Here is a 15,051-nt window from a genome sequence, read left to right as displayed (position 1 = left end):
TCGGCCCCCGGCAGCCCTAGAGGTTCCCGCGCTTGGCCTGCTCCCGCTCGATGGCCTCGAACAGCGCCTTGAAGTTGCCCTTGCCGAAGCCCATCGAGCCGTGCCGCTCGATGAGTTCGAAGAAGACGGTCGGACGGTCCTGGACCGGCTTGGTGAAGATCTGCAGCAGATAGCCGTCCTCGTCGCGGTCGGCGAGGATCTTCAGCTCGCGGAGGGTCTCGACCGGCACGCGGGTGTCGCCGACCCACTCGCCGAGGGTGTCGTAGTACGAGTCGGGCGTGTCCAGGAACTGGACGCCTGCCGCCCTCATGGTGCGTACGGTCGCCACGATGTCGTTGGTGTTCAGGGCGATGTGCTGCACGCCCGCGCCGCCGTAGAACTCCAGGTACTCGTCGATCTGCGACTTCTTCTTGGCGATGGCCGGCTCGTTGATCGGGAACTTGACCTTCAGGGTGCCGTCGGCGACCACCTTGGACATCAGCGCGCTGTACTCGGTCGCGATGTCGTCGCCCACGAACTCCTTCATGTTCGTGAAGCCCATGACCTTGTTGTAGAAGCCGACCCACTCGTTCATCCGGCCGAGTTCGACGTTGCCGACGCAGTGGTCGATGGCCTGGAAGGTGCGCTGGGCGGGCGGTTCGACCATCGGGGCCGCGGCGACGTAGCCGGGCAGGTAGGGACCGTCGTAGCCGGAGCGCTCGACGAGGGTGTGGCGGGTCTCGCCGTAGGTGGCGATCGCGGCCAGGACGACCGTGCCGTGCTCGTCCTTCAGCTCGTACGGCTCGGCGACCGAGGTCGCGCCGTGTTCGAGCGCGTAGTGGTACGCGGCGCGCGCGTCCGGGACCTCGATGGCCAGGTCGATGACGCCGTCGCCGTGCTCGGCCACGTGCTGGGCGAGGAAGTGGCCCCAGGTGGTGGCGGCCTTGATGACCGAGGTGAACACGAAGCGGGCGGAGCCGTTCTCCAGGACGTAGCTCGCGGTCTCCCGGCTGCCGTTCTCCGGTCCGGAGTACGCGACCAGCCTCATGCCGAAGGCGGTGGAGTAGTAGTGCGCCGCCTGCTTGGCGTTGCCCACGGCGAAGACGACCGCGTCCATTCCCTTGACCGGGAAGGGGTCGGCCTGCCGGTCGGTGTCGGGAGTGTGGTGTGTGGTCTGCGTCATAGCCGCAGCCTCACTCCGGACGGCAGAGTGCGCAACAGTTTGCTCATCTGCTGGGCAATGTGCTCGGTCGGCAGGGCATGTCGGCGGGCTTTCTGTACAGGATGACCACCCGGAGGCGGGTATGGCGATCGATCATCTGGACGGGCGGATCATCGTGCTGCTGGCGCGGGAGCCGAGGATCGGGGTGCTGGAGATGTCCCGGCGGCTGGGGGTCGCCCGGGGCACCGTGCAGGCGCGGCTCGACCGGCTTCAGTCCAATGGAGTCATCCGCGGCTTCGGTCCCCAGGTCGATCCGGCGGCGCTCGGCTACCCGGTCACCGCCTTCGCGACGCTGCAGATCCGGCAGGGCCAAGGGGCCGACGTACGGGCGCACTTGGCGACCGTCCCCGAGGTGCTGGAGCTGCACACCACCACCGGCACCGGGGACATGCTGTGCCGGCTGGTGGCCCGCTCCAACGCCGATCTCCAGCGGGTGATCGACCGGGTCGTCGGTTTCGATGGGATCGTCCGGGCGTCCACCGCGATCGTGATGGAGAACCCCGTTCCGCTGCGGATCATCCCGCTCGTGGAGCAGGCGGCGGAGGACCCGGCAAGGAGCTGACGGCCGGCGAAGGGATTGCTCGCTTGTCCTTCTGGGAGTACCTCGGCAACCGCCGTCAGCAGCTGCTCGCGGACGCCTTCCAGCACGCGAGCGCCGTCTTGCAGTGCATGGTCCTGGCGGCACTGCTCGGCGTCGCGATCGGGGTCGCCACCTACCGCAGCGAGTGGGCGGCCCGCCTCGCCACCACGGCGGCCTCCACGGCGCTGACCGTCCCGTCGCTCGCCCTGATCGGGCTGCTGGTGGCGGTCGTGGGGCTGGGCGTCGCGCCCACGGTGATCGCGCTGACGCTGTACGGGCTGCCGCTGGTCGTGCGCAACGCGGTCGTGGGGCTGCGCGGCGTCGATCCGTCGCTGGTGGACGCGGCCCGGGGCCTCGGCATGTCACGGGCGGCCCGGCTGCTGCGGGTCGAGCTGCCGCTCGCCTGGCCGCCGATCCTGACCGGCATCCGGGTCTCCACGCAGATGCTGATGGGCATCGCCGCCGTCGCCGCCTACGCCTCCGGGCCCGGCCTCGGCCAGGTCGTCTTCAGCGGCCTCGCCTCCCTCGGCAGTGCGAACGCGCTCAACCAGGTCCTCGCCGGGACGCTGGGGATCGTGGTTCTTGCCCTGCTGTTCGACGCCGCGTATGTGGTGGTCGGGCGGCTGACGATTCCGAGGGGTATCCGTGTCCGCAGGGGTATCCGTGTCTAGCGGTCACGGTGTCTCCGTCGAGCTGGAGAACCTGAGCAAGCGCTACCCGGGCAGTGACCGCCCGTCCGTCGACGGCGTCACCCTGGAGATCGGGGCGGGCGAGACGGTCGTCCTCGTCGGCCCGCCCGGGTGCGGGAAGTCCACCACCCTGAAGATGATCAACCGGATGATCGAGCCGAGCGGCGGCCGCATCCGCATGGGCGGCGAGGACGTCACCGGCATCGACCCGGTGCGGCTGCGCCGCAAGGTCGGGTACGCCATCGAGTCGGCCGGGCTCTTCCCGCACATGACCGTCGCGCAGAACATCGCCCTCGTGCCGAGGATGACCGGCTGGCCGAAGAGCCGGATCGAGGCCCGGGTGGAGGAGCTGCTCGACCTCGTCGGCCTGGATCCCCGCGAGTTCCACGACCGTTACCCGCGCCGGCTGTCCGGTGGGCAGCGGCAGCGCGTGGGCGTGGCGCGGGCGCTGGCCGCCGATCCGCCGGTGCTGCTGATGGACGAGCCGTTCGGGGCCGTCGACCCGATCACCCGTGAGCACCTCCAGGACGAGCTGATCCGGATCCAGCACGAGCTGCGCAGGACGATCGTGTTCGTCACCCGTGACTTCGACGAGGCGATCAAGCTGGGCGACCGGATCGCGGTACTGAGCGAACGCTCGCACATCGCCCAGTTCGACACCCCGGAGGCGATCCTCACCAACCCGGCGGACGGCTTCGTGTCGGGCTCCGTCGGCGCGGGCGCGGCACTGAAGCGGCTGAACCTGACGCGCGTACGGGACGTGGAGATCACCGGCTGGCCGACGGTGACCGTCGACACACCGTTCCAGGAGGTGTTCCGGACGCTGCGGGCCGCCGGCACCAGCGAGATCCTGCTGCTGGACCGGCGGCGCCGCCCCCACAGGTGGCTGCGGCGCGGCGACCTGATGCGGGCCAGGGGCTCGCTGGCGCGGGCCGGGACACCGGTGACCGTCACGGTGACCGGGGACGCCACGCTGCGGGACGCCCTGGAGGCGGTGCTCACCGACAGCTCGGGGCGGGCGGCGGTGACCGGGCGGCACGGCGAGTACACGGGCGTCGTCGGCATGGAGACGCTGATGAACGCCGTGCGGGAGCTGCTGGAGGCCGACCGGACGCATGCGGAGCGGGCGTGACCGCGACCGAGGTGGAGGAGCGGCGGCAGACGGGAATCGCCGTCGCCTTCTCGCCCACCTCTCCCCCGCCCGCCCTACGACGGCTGACCTGGCGGAAGCTGACCCTGCTGCCCGCCTTCGTCGTGGCCGTGCTGCTCGCGACCTGGCTGTGGTTCCTGCGGGCCGATCTGGACCCGGTCTCGGAGAACGCGCTGTCGGGCGGGCAGGTGCCGAAGGCGCTGTGGCAGCACGTGTGGTTGACGGTGATCTCGGCCTTCTTCGTGCTGGTCACCGCGATCCCGCTGGGCGTGCTGCTGACGCGGCGGGCGTTCCGGCGCGCGGCCCCCGTGGTGACGGCGTCGGCCCACGCGGGCCGGGCGACCCCGGCCATCGGCCTGCTCGCCCTGCTGGTGATCTGGCTGGGCATCGGCCGCCGCGCCGCCCTGATCGGCATGGTCGCCTACGCCGTACTGCCCGTGCTGTCGAACACCGTCGCGGGCCTGCGGTCCACCGACCCGACCCTGCTGGAGGCGGCCCGGGGCATCGGGATGTCGCCCTGGGGCGTGCTGGGCCGGGTGGAACTGCCGCTGGCGGTGCCGCTGATCCTGGCGGGCGTCCGGACGGCCCTGGTGCTGAGCGTCGGTACGGCGACCCTGGCGGCCTTCGCCGGAGGCGGCGGCCTGGGTGTCCTGATCAGCACCGGCCTCACCGACCAGCGGATGCCGGTCCTGGTCCTGGGCTCGGTGCTCACCATCACGCTGGCGCTGCTCGTGGACTGGCTGGCGTCCCTGGCGGAGGTGCTGCTGAAACCGGCCGGGCTGGAGGCCGGGCGGTAACGCTCCGCAAGGTGCAAAGAATCCGTTGCAAAGGAATCTTTGCAACGGTACCTTTGTACGCATGGCCGAGGAACCGAAGCTCCACGTACTCGACGCCCGCACCCTGCGCGGGCTCGCCCACCCCCTGCGGATGCGACTGCTGTCCGCCCTGCGGCGCGGCGGCCCCGCCACCGCCTCCCAACTCGCCGGGAAACTTGGCGAGTCCAGCGGCGCCACCAGCTACCACCTCCGTCAGCTCGCCGCGTACGGCTTCGTCGAGGACGCGCCGGAGCACGGCAAGGGCCGGGAGCGCTGGTGGAAGGCGGCGGACGAGGGCGTGCGGTTCGACGAGGCGCTGCTGCGGGACCCGGACCCGGCGGTCCGCGGCGCGGCCTCCCTGTTCATGCACGAGGTCGCGACCACCCACGCCCAGGAGCTGTCGACGTACATCGGCACGCTCCACGAATGGCCCGAGGACTGGTTCAGCGCCTCGGACATCAGCGACTTCACGCTCCGCCTCACGCCCGAACTCACCGGCGAGCTCAACCAGAAGATCCACGACCTGATCGAGAGCTACCGCGCACAGGCCCTCCCCGACGGCACCCCGGGAGCCGAGCAGGTGCGCTTCCACACCCACATCTTCCCCATCAGCTCGGACTGAGAGGCCCCGCCCGATGCATCCCGAGACCCACCTCGCCCTGCACCACGCCCGCGCCGCCGAACTCCGCGCCGAGGCCACGGCGTCCGCGCTCGCCACTCCCACCCAGCCCGCCCGGCAGTTGCGGACGCGGGTCGGCTGGACGCTCGTGGAAGTCGGCCTGCGTCTGGTGGCACGGCCGCAGACAGTGCCCGCCGGATGAGCCCTGAGCCCCAGCCCTAGCAGCTGGGCACGGAACCCTTCCCCGACTCCAGCGCCTTGAGGGCGTCCACCGCGCCCTTGAGAGTGCTCACCGGAATCAGCCTGAGTCCCTTCGGCAGCTCACCCTCGGCGTCGGAGCACTCGGCCTGCGGCACCAGGAAGACGGTTGCCCCGTCCCGCCGGGCGGCCTGCGTCTTCAGGGCCACACCGCCGACCGCGCCGACCTTGCCGTCGGCGTCGATGGTCCCCGTACCGGCGATGACCCGACCGCCCGTGAGATCGCCGCCGGCCCCATCACCGACGAGCTTGTCGACGATGCCGAGGGAGAACAGCAGACCGGCACTGGGGCCGCCGACATCGGCGAGCTCAAGGCTGACCTTGACGTCGTCGGAGTCGAGCTTCAGGTAGTTCAGGGCCGCCTCGGTCGCGTCGTCCTGCGACTCCTTCATCTGCGCGGTGTTGTGCTCCTGGATCTCCTCGACCGTCTCACCGCTGGGGTAGACCGAGTCCCTCGGCATCACGGCCTGGTCGGTACGGAACCAGCCGTCGAGCACATCGGCGAGCGTGATGCGGGCGTCCGGATTGGTCGCCTCGATCGTCGTCATCCGCAACTGCCCACGGGTCTCCCTGACCGGGGCACCCGAGATCGTGATCACCTGCGAACCCTTGTCCTTCCCCAGCACATCCGCCGTCATCCCCGGCTGCGCCACCGAAAACGGCAACGGCGCAAGCCCCGCGGTGGCGAGCAGCGCGACGAGGGGGGTCGCGTAGAGCGCGACGGCCTGCGGCCGACTGAGACGAGAGAGCACGGCCTCAATGTACGTGGTCGAGTCACCCGACGTAGCTGCGGGCAGTCGTCCCTCCCCCAGTGCCTCAAGGGCCTGGGAGGTACCCCCAGGCGGCACGGGTGGGCTGGGGGTCCCCTCTGGGGGAGGCACCTCGCCGCGCCGAGCTGCGCACCGACCCCCCTGGCCCAGCTCACCCGGCGTTCACGGCTCAGCTCAGCGCAGCGCCTCCGCGACCTCCCGCGCCGCATCCACCACCCGAGGCCCCACCCGCTCCGGCACCGCGTCCGCCAGCATCACAACCCCCACACTCCCCTCGACCCCGGTCACCCCCACCAACGGCGCCGCAGCACCGCACGCCCCCGCCTCCAGCTCCCCATGCGTCAACGTGTACCCCGGCTCCCCCGGCGGCCGTTGCCGAGCCGCGAGTATCGCCCGCCCCGCCGCGCCCCGATCCAGGGGATGCCGAAACCCGGCCCGATAGGCCACGTGATAGTCCGTCCAGGTCGGCTCCACGACGGCGACGGCCAACGCGTCGGCCCCGTCGACAAGCGTCAGATGCGCGGTCGCCCCGATGTCCTCGGCCAGCGACCGCAGCGCCGGCAGCGCCGCCTCCCGCACCAGCGGATGCACCTGGCGCCCGAGCCTGAGCACCCCGAGCCCGACCCGCGCACGGCCGCCCAGATCACGGCGTACGAGCGCATGCTGTTCCAGCGTGGCGAGCAACCGGTACACCACGGTCCGGTTCACGCCCAGTTTCTGGGAAAGCTCGGTGACGGTCAGTCCGTGGTCCGTGTCGGCCAGCAGCTTGAGGACACGCAGTCCTCGGTCGAGCGTCTGAGAGGTCTCCGCGGTCACGACGCCCACTCCTCCAAGTGGTGAGGTCGGCGGACCCCCTCGCGGCGGATGCGTCACCCGAGTCCCGTACGACGTGACGCGCTTCAGAGGCCGCCGATCGATGACAGCCCGGGTCCTTTCCGGGCACAGTCGCTTCACGGCTGCGCTCCGCGGCGGCACTGCCACGGGGCGTGTGCGTAGCGGGACAGTAGCGGGACAGGTTCGCTCAGCGGAAGGCTCCGTCCAGAATCCGGTCAAGGGCCGGTATGGACTACCTGAGTTTGTCCCGATACGTACGGCGCGCAATGAGACGTCGGCCAAGAGAACGCGCCCCCGGCCATGCGGGCGACGCTCACTTCATCCGCGTCGCCCACTCCTGCACCTTGGCGATCCGCTGCCGCAGCTGCCCCGCCGTCGCCTCCGCGCTCGGCGGCCCGCCGCACACCCGCCGCAGCTCGGTGTGGATCACCCCGTGCGGCTTGCCGCTCTGATGGACGTACGCCCCGACCATCGTGTTGAGCTGCCGCCGCAGCTCCATCAGCTCCTTGTGCGAGACGACGGGCCGCCGCTCGGCGGGCATCTCCAGCAGATCGGCCTCCTCGGCCGGCTTCTTGCGGCTGTGCGCGATCTGCTTGGCCTGCCGCTTCTGCAGCAGCAGCTGCACCTGGTCCGGCTCCAGCAGCCCAGGGATGCCGAGGTAGTCCTGCTCCTCCTCACTCCCCGGGTGGGCCTGCATGCCGAATTCGGCGCCGTTGTACATGACCCGGTCGAAGACGGCGTCGGACTCCAGCGCCTCGAAGGGCAGCATGTCCTGCTCACCGGTGTCCTCGTCCTGCTGCCGCTCGGCCTCCTGGAGGAGCTTGTCCTCCTCGGCGTACGGGTCCTCCTCGCCGCCGTCCTTCTTCGGCTTGTCGAGGACGTGGTCCCGTTCACGCTCCATCTCGTTGGCGAAGCCGAGCAGGTCAGGGATGGTCGGCAGGAACACCGAGGCGGTCTCGCCGCGCCGCCGCGATCGTACGAAACGCCCGACGGCCTGCGCGAAGAACAGCGGCGTCGAGATGGTCGTGGCGTACACCCCGACCGCCAGCCGGGGCACGTCGACGCCTTCCGACACCATGCGCACCGCGACCATCCAGCGGTCGGTGCTGTTGCTGAACTCGTCGATCCGGTTGGACGCGCCGGCGTCGTCGGACAGCACGAGGGTCGCCTTGTGGCCGGTGATCTCCCGGATCAGCTTGGCGTACGCCCGCGCCGAGTCCTGGTCGGAGGCGATGACGAGGGCACCCGCGTCCGGGATCGCCTTCCTGACCTCGGACAGCCGCTGGTCGGCGGCGCGCAGCACGCTCGGCATCCAGTCGCCGCGCGGATCGAGGGCCGTACGCCACGCCTGACTGATCGCGTCCTTGGTCATCGGCTCGCCGAGCCGGGCGGCGATCTCGTCACCGGCCTTGGTGCGCCAGCGCATGTTGCCGCTGTAGGAGAGGAAGATGACCGGACGGACGACGTGGTCGGCGAGCGCGTTGCCGTACCCGTAGGTGTAGTCGGCGGAGGAGCGGCGGATCCCGTCGGCCCCCTCCTCGTACGCCACGAAGGGGATCGGGTTGGTGTCGGACCGGAACGGCGTACCGGTCAGCGCCAGCCGCCGCGTCGCCGGCTCGAACGCCTCAAGACACGCCTCGCCCCACGACTTGCTGTCCCCGGCGTGATGGATCTCGTCCAGAATGACCAGCGTCTTGCGCTGCTCACTGCGATTGCGGTGCAGCATGGGCCGCACGCCGACACCCGCGTACGTCACCGCGACACCGTGGTACTCCTTGCTGAGCGGCCCGGCGCTGTACTCCGGGTCCAGCCGGATCCCTATCCGGGCCGCGGCCTCCGCCCACTGCTTCTTCAGGTGCTCGGTGGGCGCCACCACGGTCACCTGCTGCACGACGTGGTGGTGCAGCAGCCACGAGGCCAGGGTGAGCGCGAAGGTCGTCTTGCCGGCGCCGGGCGTGGCGACGGCGAGGAAGTCACGCGGCTGCTCCTGGATGTACTTCTCCATCGCCCCCTGCTGCCAGGCCCGCAGCTTGCTGGCGGTACCCCAGGGAGCGCGGCCGGGGAAGGCCGGGGAGAGGTGGTGGGAGTGGGAGGAGGAAGCGGCGGTGGTAGTCACGGTCTCCGGGTTCGGTGGGTCTGGGCCGGGCTCTCGGCTACGTATGACAACCGGGCCACCCTACCGGCGCCCCGACGATGCCACCGCGCGGACGCCCCCGCGCCACCACCGGGTGGGACCCACATCACAGCCCCCGCTGGTTCCGGTCGACAAGCGGATGATGCGCGGCGAGGGCATGCAGCAGGGCCGCGGCCTGCTGCCGCTGTCGAGGAACGTCACCTGGTGCGGTCCCGCAGCCGCCGCGTGACCCACGCGCCCAGCAGGGCCACGCCCGCCATCGGCAGGAAGACGGCGACGAAGGCGGTGGGGTGGGAGCCGGAGGCGGCGGCTTCCGTGGCTGTGTGGGCGATGGAGCCGCCGCCCAGGGCGGCGAAGGCGGCGCCGCCCGCGGCGAGGAGGAGGACGTTGGAGAGGGCGTCGGAGATCTGGAGGGCGGCGGAGTTGGTGCCGGCCTCCTCGGGGGCGGACAGCTGGAGCAGGAGCACGCTGACGGAGGAGATGACCAGCCCCATGCCGAAGCAGCCGAACCCCCAGGCGACGGCCACGGTCCACACCGGTACGGAGTCGATGAGCACGCTCGGCGCGGCGACGATCGCGGCGGCGGTCAGCAGCATGCCGGCGGTCATCAGCCGCTCCCGGTACGGCGCCACGCGCGGCCGCGCCTGCACCCAGGAGCCGAGCGCCCAGGTCGCCCCGCCGGCCGCGAGCGAGAACCCGGCGAGGGTCGGGGACAGCCCGCGCTGGGTGACCAGCATCAGCGGCACGAAGGACTCGGCGGCGATGAAGGACCCGGCGGCCAGCCCGCGCAGGAGCACGACGGAGGGCAGCCCGCGGGCCGCCCGCCAGGTGCCGCGCGGGAGAAGCCCGAGGACGGCGGGGACGAGCAGGGCGGCTCCCACCACCCCGGGCAGCAGCGACAGCGGGCGGAGGTCCTGCGCGGCGTACTGCAGCAGCCCCGCGCCGAGGGACACGGCGAGGGCGAGCCGAATCCGACGCCGGTCGACGGAGCCGGACGGGGAGTCGGTGTCAGCACCGGCCAGGGAACCGGCCGAGGAGCCGACGCCAGAACCGGCCGACGAACCACTCGGCGAACCCCCATCGGAACCGACCGAGGAACCGACCCCAGAGCCGACCCCAGAACCCGCCGAAGAACCAACACCAGAACCGGCCAACGAACCAGCCGGCGAACCCCCATCGGAACCGACCGAGAAACCGACCCCAGAGCCGACCCCAGAACCCGCCGAAGAACCGGCCGCGGAAGCGACGTCGGCGCCAGCCGAGGAACCAACGCTGGTGCCAGCCGCGGAATCAACGCCAGAGCCAGCCGAGGAGTGAGCCGTGGGACCGGGCGAGGAGCCGATGACGCCCGAACCAGTCGAGGCACCGCCCCCGGCCCCGCCCCTCGCTCCGTCCCCGCCCCCCACCGGACCCCCCGCCCGCCGTCGTATCTGCGGCAGCGCAAGGGCGAGGGGGAAGACGACGAGGGCCGGGATCCCCAGGAAGACCCAGCGCCAGCCGGCATGCTCGGTGATGGCGCCGGATGCCAGGGGGCCCACGACCGACGGTACGACCCAGCTCGCCGCGAAGGCCGCCATGATCGCCGGGCGGAGCGGCTCCGGGTAGGCCCGCCCGACGACGACGTACAGGGCGACGATGACCAGCCCGCCCCCGAGCCCCTGGACGGCCCGGCCGGCGATGAAGACCCACATGGCGCCGGCGGTCCCGCACAGCACCAGTCCGCCCGCGAAGGCGCCGATGCCCCAGGTCAGCGGGGAGAGCGGGCCCCGCCGGTCCGACCACTGCCCGGCGAGAACCATCCCGAAGAGGCTGGTGGTGAAGAACCCGGAGAACGCGAAGGCGTACACCGACACTCCGTCCAGCTCCCGGGCCACCACCGGCATCGCGGTCCCCACCGCGGTCGCCTCGAAGGCGATCAGCAGCACGACGGACACGATGCCGACGCTGAGCGCCCGGTACGTGCGCCCGAGCACGGTCACGGCAAGGTCATCGGCGACGGCGGCGGGGCTGGGCTTGAGGACAGTCACGCCCGCCAGAGTAAGGCCCGAACCCGGCTTTGACCCCTGTCGGAGGACGGGGCCTCAGCTCCACCGTTGGTCCTAAGCCCTCTCGGCTACCGGGATTTCGTTCGCAGTGCGTCGGCTTGAAGGACTCTGCTGGGAAAGCCGTGATTCGAGCTGTCAGGCCGCGAGCATGAGGGCTTCGAGGCGGGAGGTGCGGGTGCCGCAGAGTGGGGTGCCGGGCAGGTTGCGGTAGCGGGTGCGGCGCAGGCCGGTGACACGCACGTCCGCCCGGATCAAGGCGCTAAAGCAGGAGAACGCCGAACTCAAGCGGGCCAACGAGATCCTGAAGGCCGCGGCGAGTTTCTTCGCGGCCGAGTTCGACCCGCCACACACACGCTCGTAGCGTTCATCGACGAGCACCGGGACCGCTTCGGTGGCGTCGAGCCGATCTGCAGAACGCTCACCGAGCACGACTGCAAGATCGCCCCTTCCACGTATTACACCCACAAGAAACGCCTTGGAGCCCCCTCCGCCCGTTCCGTGCGCGACGAGAAACTCAAACCAAACCCGGGGCAGTTCAGGGACGTGGTTGGTCTCACCGTCAAGCGTACAGCCCGCCCCCCGCCTCGTCCTCGAACATGCCCGGCCAGTAGCGCCAGCCGTCGTCCGTCGGGCTGGTCGGGGTCGGGTCGCAGGCTATGCGGTCGACCGTGGCGAGGGTGCGGGTCATGGTGTCGGCGAGTTGGTCGTAGGTCTCGGTGAGGTCGTGGAGAGCGTCGAGGGAGCGCTCGCGGTGGATCAGCCAGAGAGTGAAGGCGAGGGTGGAGACGTCGGCGTTGAGGGGGCGCAGGACGGCCTCGGGTTCGCTCCAGGCGAGGACCGCGCCGGTCGCGCCGTCCACGACCAGGCCGGTGTCCTCCAGCAGGTGGCCGAGGCGGATCAAGGTGTCGGCCCGGGGCGGGAGTTCGACGGTCGGGTCGTCGCAGTAGTGCTCGGCGAGGGTCGGCAGCGGGGCGTCGGTGTCCAGGGAGAACCAGACGCACTCCTCGGGCAGCCCGACCTCCCGCAGGAAGCGGCGGGTCGGCTCGTGCGTGAGCGTGGACGGGAAGTCGACGTCCTCGAAGCGGACGATCGCGCGGACACCGAACTCCTCGTCCAGGAGGCGAGGCGGGAGGTCCAGGGCCAGCTCGGAGCGGGTGCCCGGGCCGGCCATGAGCGCCAGCGGGCGGATGACGGCGGTCAGGCGCCAGAACGGCGGCACGTCACCCTCCGCACCCGCCTCGTACAGCGCGAGGAGCTGCGCCGACGCCCTGTCCACCACCTCGGGGCCGAACCGGCCCGCGTACGCCGCGAACTGGCCGCGCAGCGCCGCCAGCTCGTCGGCCGCCGTGGCGAACCGGACCAGCTTCTCCAGGGACGGCGCGAGCGGGCGGCGGTCCATCAGGTCGGGGCGGTCGTGGAAGAAGTACGTGGTGGTGACCTCGCCGGTCGCGCCGTCCAGCAGCACCGACTCGGTCTGCGGGCCCTCGACGCCGATCAGCCCGCCTATCACCAACTGGTCGCGCAGCTGCGCGGGCAGACGGTCCGTCGGGTGATCGGCCGTGGCGTCCGCGACCCTGCGCAGACCGTCCACGCGCAGCGCCTCGAACGTCACCAGACCGCCGACGCCCGGCAGTCCGGGACCGGTCAGCCAGCGGCGCGTCGGGGGGTGGGTGACGAACGGGTCGAGGTCGGCCTCGGTCAGCGTGATCACGTTCGTACCGGCCATGTCGGTGCTGGTCATCGCTCCCCCGTGCATGAAGTTCACCCGTCCCGGGCAGGCTGTCCCACTGCCCGAAACACTACGCGCCACCACTGACAACGGCCCCCGAACACCCGTGAACACCAACGGCCCCTGCAATGAAGACGTCAGACCACCCGCGCGCGTTCCCGTCCCGGCGGAATCACCTCCACCACAGCGCGAAGTGGCCACCGCAGACGCCCCGCCTGCCGGACGGGCCGGCCGAGCCCGTCCGGCAGGCGGGGCCGCTCACCGCCGTACCGCCGGGGTCCGCCGTCAGCAGACGGCCGTGCGCTCGTACGAGCCGAGGCCCCAGTACGTGTACACCTTGACGGACCTGTCCGGCATGACGTAGCAGGGGCTGTCCGTGCCCGAGGCTATGACGACCTGAACCCGCATCGTCCGCTGGCAGTAGTTGGTGAGGTGCACCTTCAGGGAGCCGTCGTCCGCGCCGTGCACGTACCGCATGATGCAGGCCGGAGCGGTGCCGCCGGCTGCGTGAGCCACGGGAGCCGCGGCCACGGAGAGACCGCCGGCCGCCGCTGTGACAGCGGCAGCAGCCGCGAGTGTCTTGCGAAGAAACATGATCACGCACTCCTTGGATCTCTTGGTCGTAGGGTCCGCTCGCACAGGCGTGAGCGGTGGGGACACGGCGGATGGTCTACGCGCTCGGCGTGCGCAGGTAGGACCAGGTGGTCGGGCCGACGATGCCGTCCACACCGATCCCCCTGGACCTCTGGAAGCGCTCGACGGCCCGCTCGGTGCCGGCTCCGAAGACACCGTCCACGCCTGAAGAGCCCACGGAGAATCCCTTGAGGACGAGAAGCGCCTGGATCTCCTTGACCTTCGCTCCGCGGTCGCCGCGGTCGGCGTAGGTGTTCTGGATGTGGTATCCGCAGTACCAGCCGACGAAGTCCACGAGCCGGCACCTCACGGTGCTCACCTCCGAGGCCCATGTCGCCGGTGCGGCGGTCGCCGTCCCCACCGCGGGCACCGAGAGCGCCCCGGCCGCTCCCAACGTGACTGCTGCCACGGCCATTCCGAGCCTTCGTCTCATCACCGTCTCCTGCTTCTGGGGTGCGATTCCTTTGGCGCGAATGACTCTTGCCGTGCCCCGAGGCGGACAACAAGGGTGAACGTCGTCCGAGACATGTCCCGGACACGACAGGCTGGATGACGTGCGGCTTTGCTGGTGACCGGGACACAAGGAGGCAGCGGTACATGGGGGAGCGGTCCCTTCCACCGGACCCGGCGACAGCCAGCGACGCGACGGAGTACGTGGCGCTGTTGCGCGCGCTGAAGGAGTGGTCCGGCGTGACCTACCGGCAGTTGGAGACCCGGAGCGAGGCGCTGGGGAGAGTCCTTCCGCGCAGCACCGTGGCGAACATGCTGCAGCGGCCGGTCCTGCCGAACGAGGACCAGACACTGACGTTCGTACGCGCCTGCGGCTGCTCCCCGGCAGAGACGACGGAGTGGCTGACCGTGTACAAGCACATCGCCTCTTCCCAGGGCGCCCGCGCGCGTGCCGAGCCGGAGGTACTGCTGCGGAAGGACGACGACGCGACGACCGCGCCGCGGTCCGCGCCAGGGTCGTTCACCCACCGTCGACGGCCGCGCTCCGGTGTCGTGATCGCCGTCCTGGCGGCGTTGGTGATCACCCTGGCCGGGGTGATCGTCGGCCTTCAGGTCACGGGCGACGACGAACGCCCCCGAGCGGGAGAGAACGCGTCGCCGACCGTGTCCGCATCCACCGACGCATCGCAGCTTCCGAAGCCCGGGCCCTACAGGGTCCGTGTCGCCCACTCCGGGCTATGTCTCACCGAGAAGGCCGGCACGGATCATGGGCGGGTCTTCCAAGCCTCCTGCACGAACACGATTCCTCGCTTCTCACTGGAAGCCGCGGACAACGGCAGCTGGCGCATAGCCACCGACCACCCGGAGTTCGGCCTCGGCTGCATGGGCGTGCGAGGGCAGGACCACGCGATCGGCGCGTCAATGGAGAACGCGGTGTGCGGCGAGCGAGGCGACGCCGAGGCTTTCGACCTGGAACGGACCACCCACCCGGCTCGCGGTTTCCGACTGCGCCCCCAGCACACCGACCTGTGCCTCGGCATCCGCGACGGATCGCGAGATCCCTGGGCGGAGCTCCTCCAACTGCCTTGCTCGGGTGAGGACGTGGGGCAGGTCTTCGTGTTCGACGCGGCCAGGAATTGAGCGG

At 71.0% G+C, this 15,051-nt stretch carries 16 protein-coding genes and 1 pseudogene; 9 read left to right on the top strand and 8 right to left on the bottom strand.

What is annotated here, in order from left to right:
- Positions 1-16: 16 nt before the first annotated feature.
- Positions 17-1,162, bottom strand: coding sequence for a 4-hydroxyphenylpyruvate dioxygenase (gene hppD, locus ACH5AC_RS08890; RefSeq protein ID WP_398861032.1), 1,146 nt, complete (start codon positions 1,160-1,162; stop codon positions 17-19).
- 121 nt (positions 1,163-1,283) lie between these two features.
- Between hppD and ACH5AC_RS08885 the strand changes: the two genes are divergently transcribed.
- The 6 genes from ACH5AC_RS08885 to ACH5AC_RS08860 all read left to right on the top strand — a co-directional run bounded on the left by ACH5AC_RS08885 (position 1,284) and on the right by ACH5AC_RS08860 (position 5,256).
- Positions 1,284-1,763: an Lrp/AsnC family transcriptional regulator gene (locus tag ACH5AC_RS08885; RefSeq protein WP_398861031.1), complete on the top strand. Its 480-nt coding sequence runs from the start codon at positions 1,284-1,286 to the stop codon at positions 1,761-1,763.
- Positions 1,764-1,786: 23 nt separating this feature from the next.
- Entirely contained in the window at positions 1,787-2,452 is a 666-nt protein-coding gene (locus tag ACH5AC_RS08880; RefSeq protein ID WP_398861030.1) for an ABC transporter permease, read from the top strand.
- A complete protein-coding gene (locus ACH5AC_RS08875) occupies positions 2,445-3,602 on the top strand; it encodes an ABC transporter ATP-binding protein (protein ID WP_398861029.1) in 1,158 nt (385 codons plus the stop codon). The genes ACH5AC_RS08880 and ACH5AC_RS08875 overlap by 8 nt, the downstream gene beginning before the upstream one ends.
- Positions 3,599-4,417 (top strand): ABC transporter permease, encoded by an 819-nt coding sequence (locus ACH5AC_RS08870; RefSeq protein ID WP_398861028.1) that lies wholly within the window; start codon positions 3,599-3,601, stop codon positions 4,415-4,417. The genes ACH5AC_RS08875 and ACH5AC_RS08870 overlap by 4 nt, the downstream gene beginning before the upstream one ends.
- Positions 4,418-4,478: 61 nt before the next feature.
- Positions 4,479-5,057 carry an ArsR/SmtB family transcription factor gene (locus tag ACH5AC_RS08865; RefSeq protein ID WP_398861027.1) on the top strand — a complete coding sequence of 193 codons (579 nt, stop codon included), beginning with the start codon at positions 4,479-4,481 and terminating at the stop codon, positions 5,055-5,057.
- 13 nt (positions 5,058-5,070) lie between these two features.
- Positions 5,071-5,256 (top strand): hypothetical protein, encoded by a 186-nt coding sequence (locus tag ACH5AC_RS08860; RefSeq protein ID WP_398861026.1) that lies wholly within the window; start codon positions 5,071-5,073, stop codon positions 5,254-5,256.
- Positions 5,257-5,272: 16 nt separating this feature from the next.
- On the opposite strand, the gene ACH5AC_RS08855 is transcribed toward ACH5AC_RS08860, so the two are convergent.
- From ACH5AC_RS08855 to ACH5AC_RS08845, 3 genes are all read right to left on the bottom strand, one after another.
- Positions 5,273-6,064 carry a PDZ domain-containing protein gene (locus ACH5AC_RS08855; RefSeq protein WP_398861025.1) on the bottom strand — a complete coding sequence of 264 codons (792 nt, stop codon included), beginning with the start codon at positions 6,062-6,064 and terminating at the stop codon, positions 5,273-5,275.
- Positions 6,065-6,256: 192 nt separating this feature from the next.
- Positions 6,257-6,898, bottom strand: a complete 642-nt coding sequence (locus tag ACH5AC_RS08850; protein ID WP_398861024.1) for an IclR family transcriptional regulator — start codon at positions 6,896-6,898, stop codon at positions 6,257-6,259.
- A 331-nt stretch (positions 6,899-7,229) separates the two neighbouring features.
- Positions 7,230-9,032: a DEAD/DEAH box helicase gene (locus tag ACH5AC_RS08845; RefSeq protein ID WP_398861022.1), complete on the bottom strand. Its 1,803-nt coding sequence runs from the start codon at positions 9,030-9,032 to the stop codon at positions 7,230-7,232.
- A gap of 43 nt (positions 9,033-9,075) precedes the next feature.
- On the opposite strand from ACH5AC_RS08845, the gene ACH5AC_RS08840 reads away from it, so the two are divergent.
- On the top strand, positions 9,076-9,279 hold the full coding sequence (locus tag ACH5AC_RS08840; protein ID WP_398861021.1) for a hypothetical protein: 204 nt from the start codon (positions 9,076-9,078) through the stop codon (positions 9,277-9,279).
- Here ACH5AC_RS08840 and ACH5AC_RS08835 read toward each other — a convergent pair.
- Complete coding sequence (locus tag ACH5AC_RS08835; protein WP_398861020.1) at positions 9,248-11,077, bottom strand: MFS transporter; 1,830 nt, start codon at positions 11,075-11,077, stop codon at positions 9,248-9,250. The two genes, ACH5AC_RS08840 and ACH5AC_RS08835, sit on opposite strands and share 32 nt — an antisense overlap.
- A 262-nt stretch (positions 11,078-11,339) precedes the next feature.
- Here ACH5AC_RS08835 and ACH5AC_RS08830 point away from each other — a divergent pair.
- Positions 11,340-11,569, top strand: a pseudogene (locus ACH5AC_RS08830) (IS3 family transposase); the annotation flags it as partial.
- Positions 11,570-11,654: 85 nt separating this feature from the next.
- Here the strand turns inward: ACH5AC_RS08830 and ACH5AC_RS08825 are convergent.
- From ACH5AC_RS08825 to ACH5AC_RS08815, 3 genes are all read right to left on the bottom strand, one after another.
- A complete protein-coding gene (locus ACH5AC_RS08825) occupies positions 11,655-12,836 on the bottom strand; it encodes an SUKH-4 family immunity protein (protein WP_398861019.1) in 1,182 nt (393 codons plus the stop codon).
- 273 nt (positions 12,837-13,109) lie between these two features.
- A complete protein-coding gene (locus ACH5AC_RS08820; RefSeq protein WP_398861018.1) occupies positions 13,110-13,418 on the bottom strand; it encodes a beta-Ig-H3/fasciclin in 309 nt (102 codons plus the stop codon).
- A gap of 76 nt (positions 13,419-13,494) precedes the next feature.
- Positions 13,495-13,890, bottom strand: a complete 396-nt coding sequence (locus ACH5AC_RS08815) for a peptidoglycan-binding protein (RefSeq protein WP_398861017.1) — start codon at positions 13,888-13,890, stop codon at positions 13,495-13,497.
- Positions 13,891-14,054: 164 nt separating this feature from the next.
- Here ACH5AC_RS08815 and ACH5AC_RS08810 point away from each other — a divergent pair, with 164 nt between their 5' ends.
- Positions 14,055-15,047 (top strand): helix-turn-helix domain-containing protein, encoded by a 993-nt coding sequence (locus ACH5AC_RS08810; protein ID WP_398861016.1) that lies wholly within the window; start codon positions 14,055-14,057, stop codon positions 15,045-15,047.
- The last annotated feature ends 4 nt before the right edge of the window (positions 15,048-15,051 follow it).

This window comes from Streptomyces sp. NPDC018693, assembly GCF_044391385.1.
In the GTDB taxonomy this organism is placed as follows: Bacteria; Actinomycetota; Actinomycetes; order Streptomycetales; family Streptomycetaceae; genus Streptomyces.
This window is presented reverse-complemented; position numbering and strand designations above follow the sequence as displayed.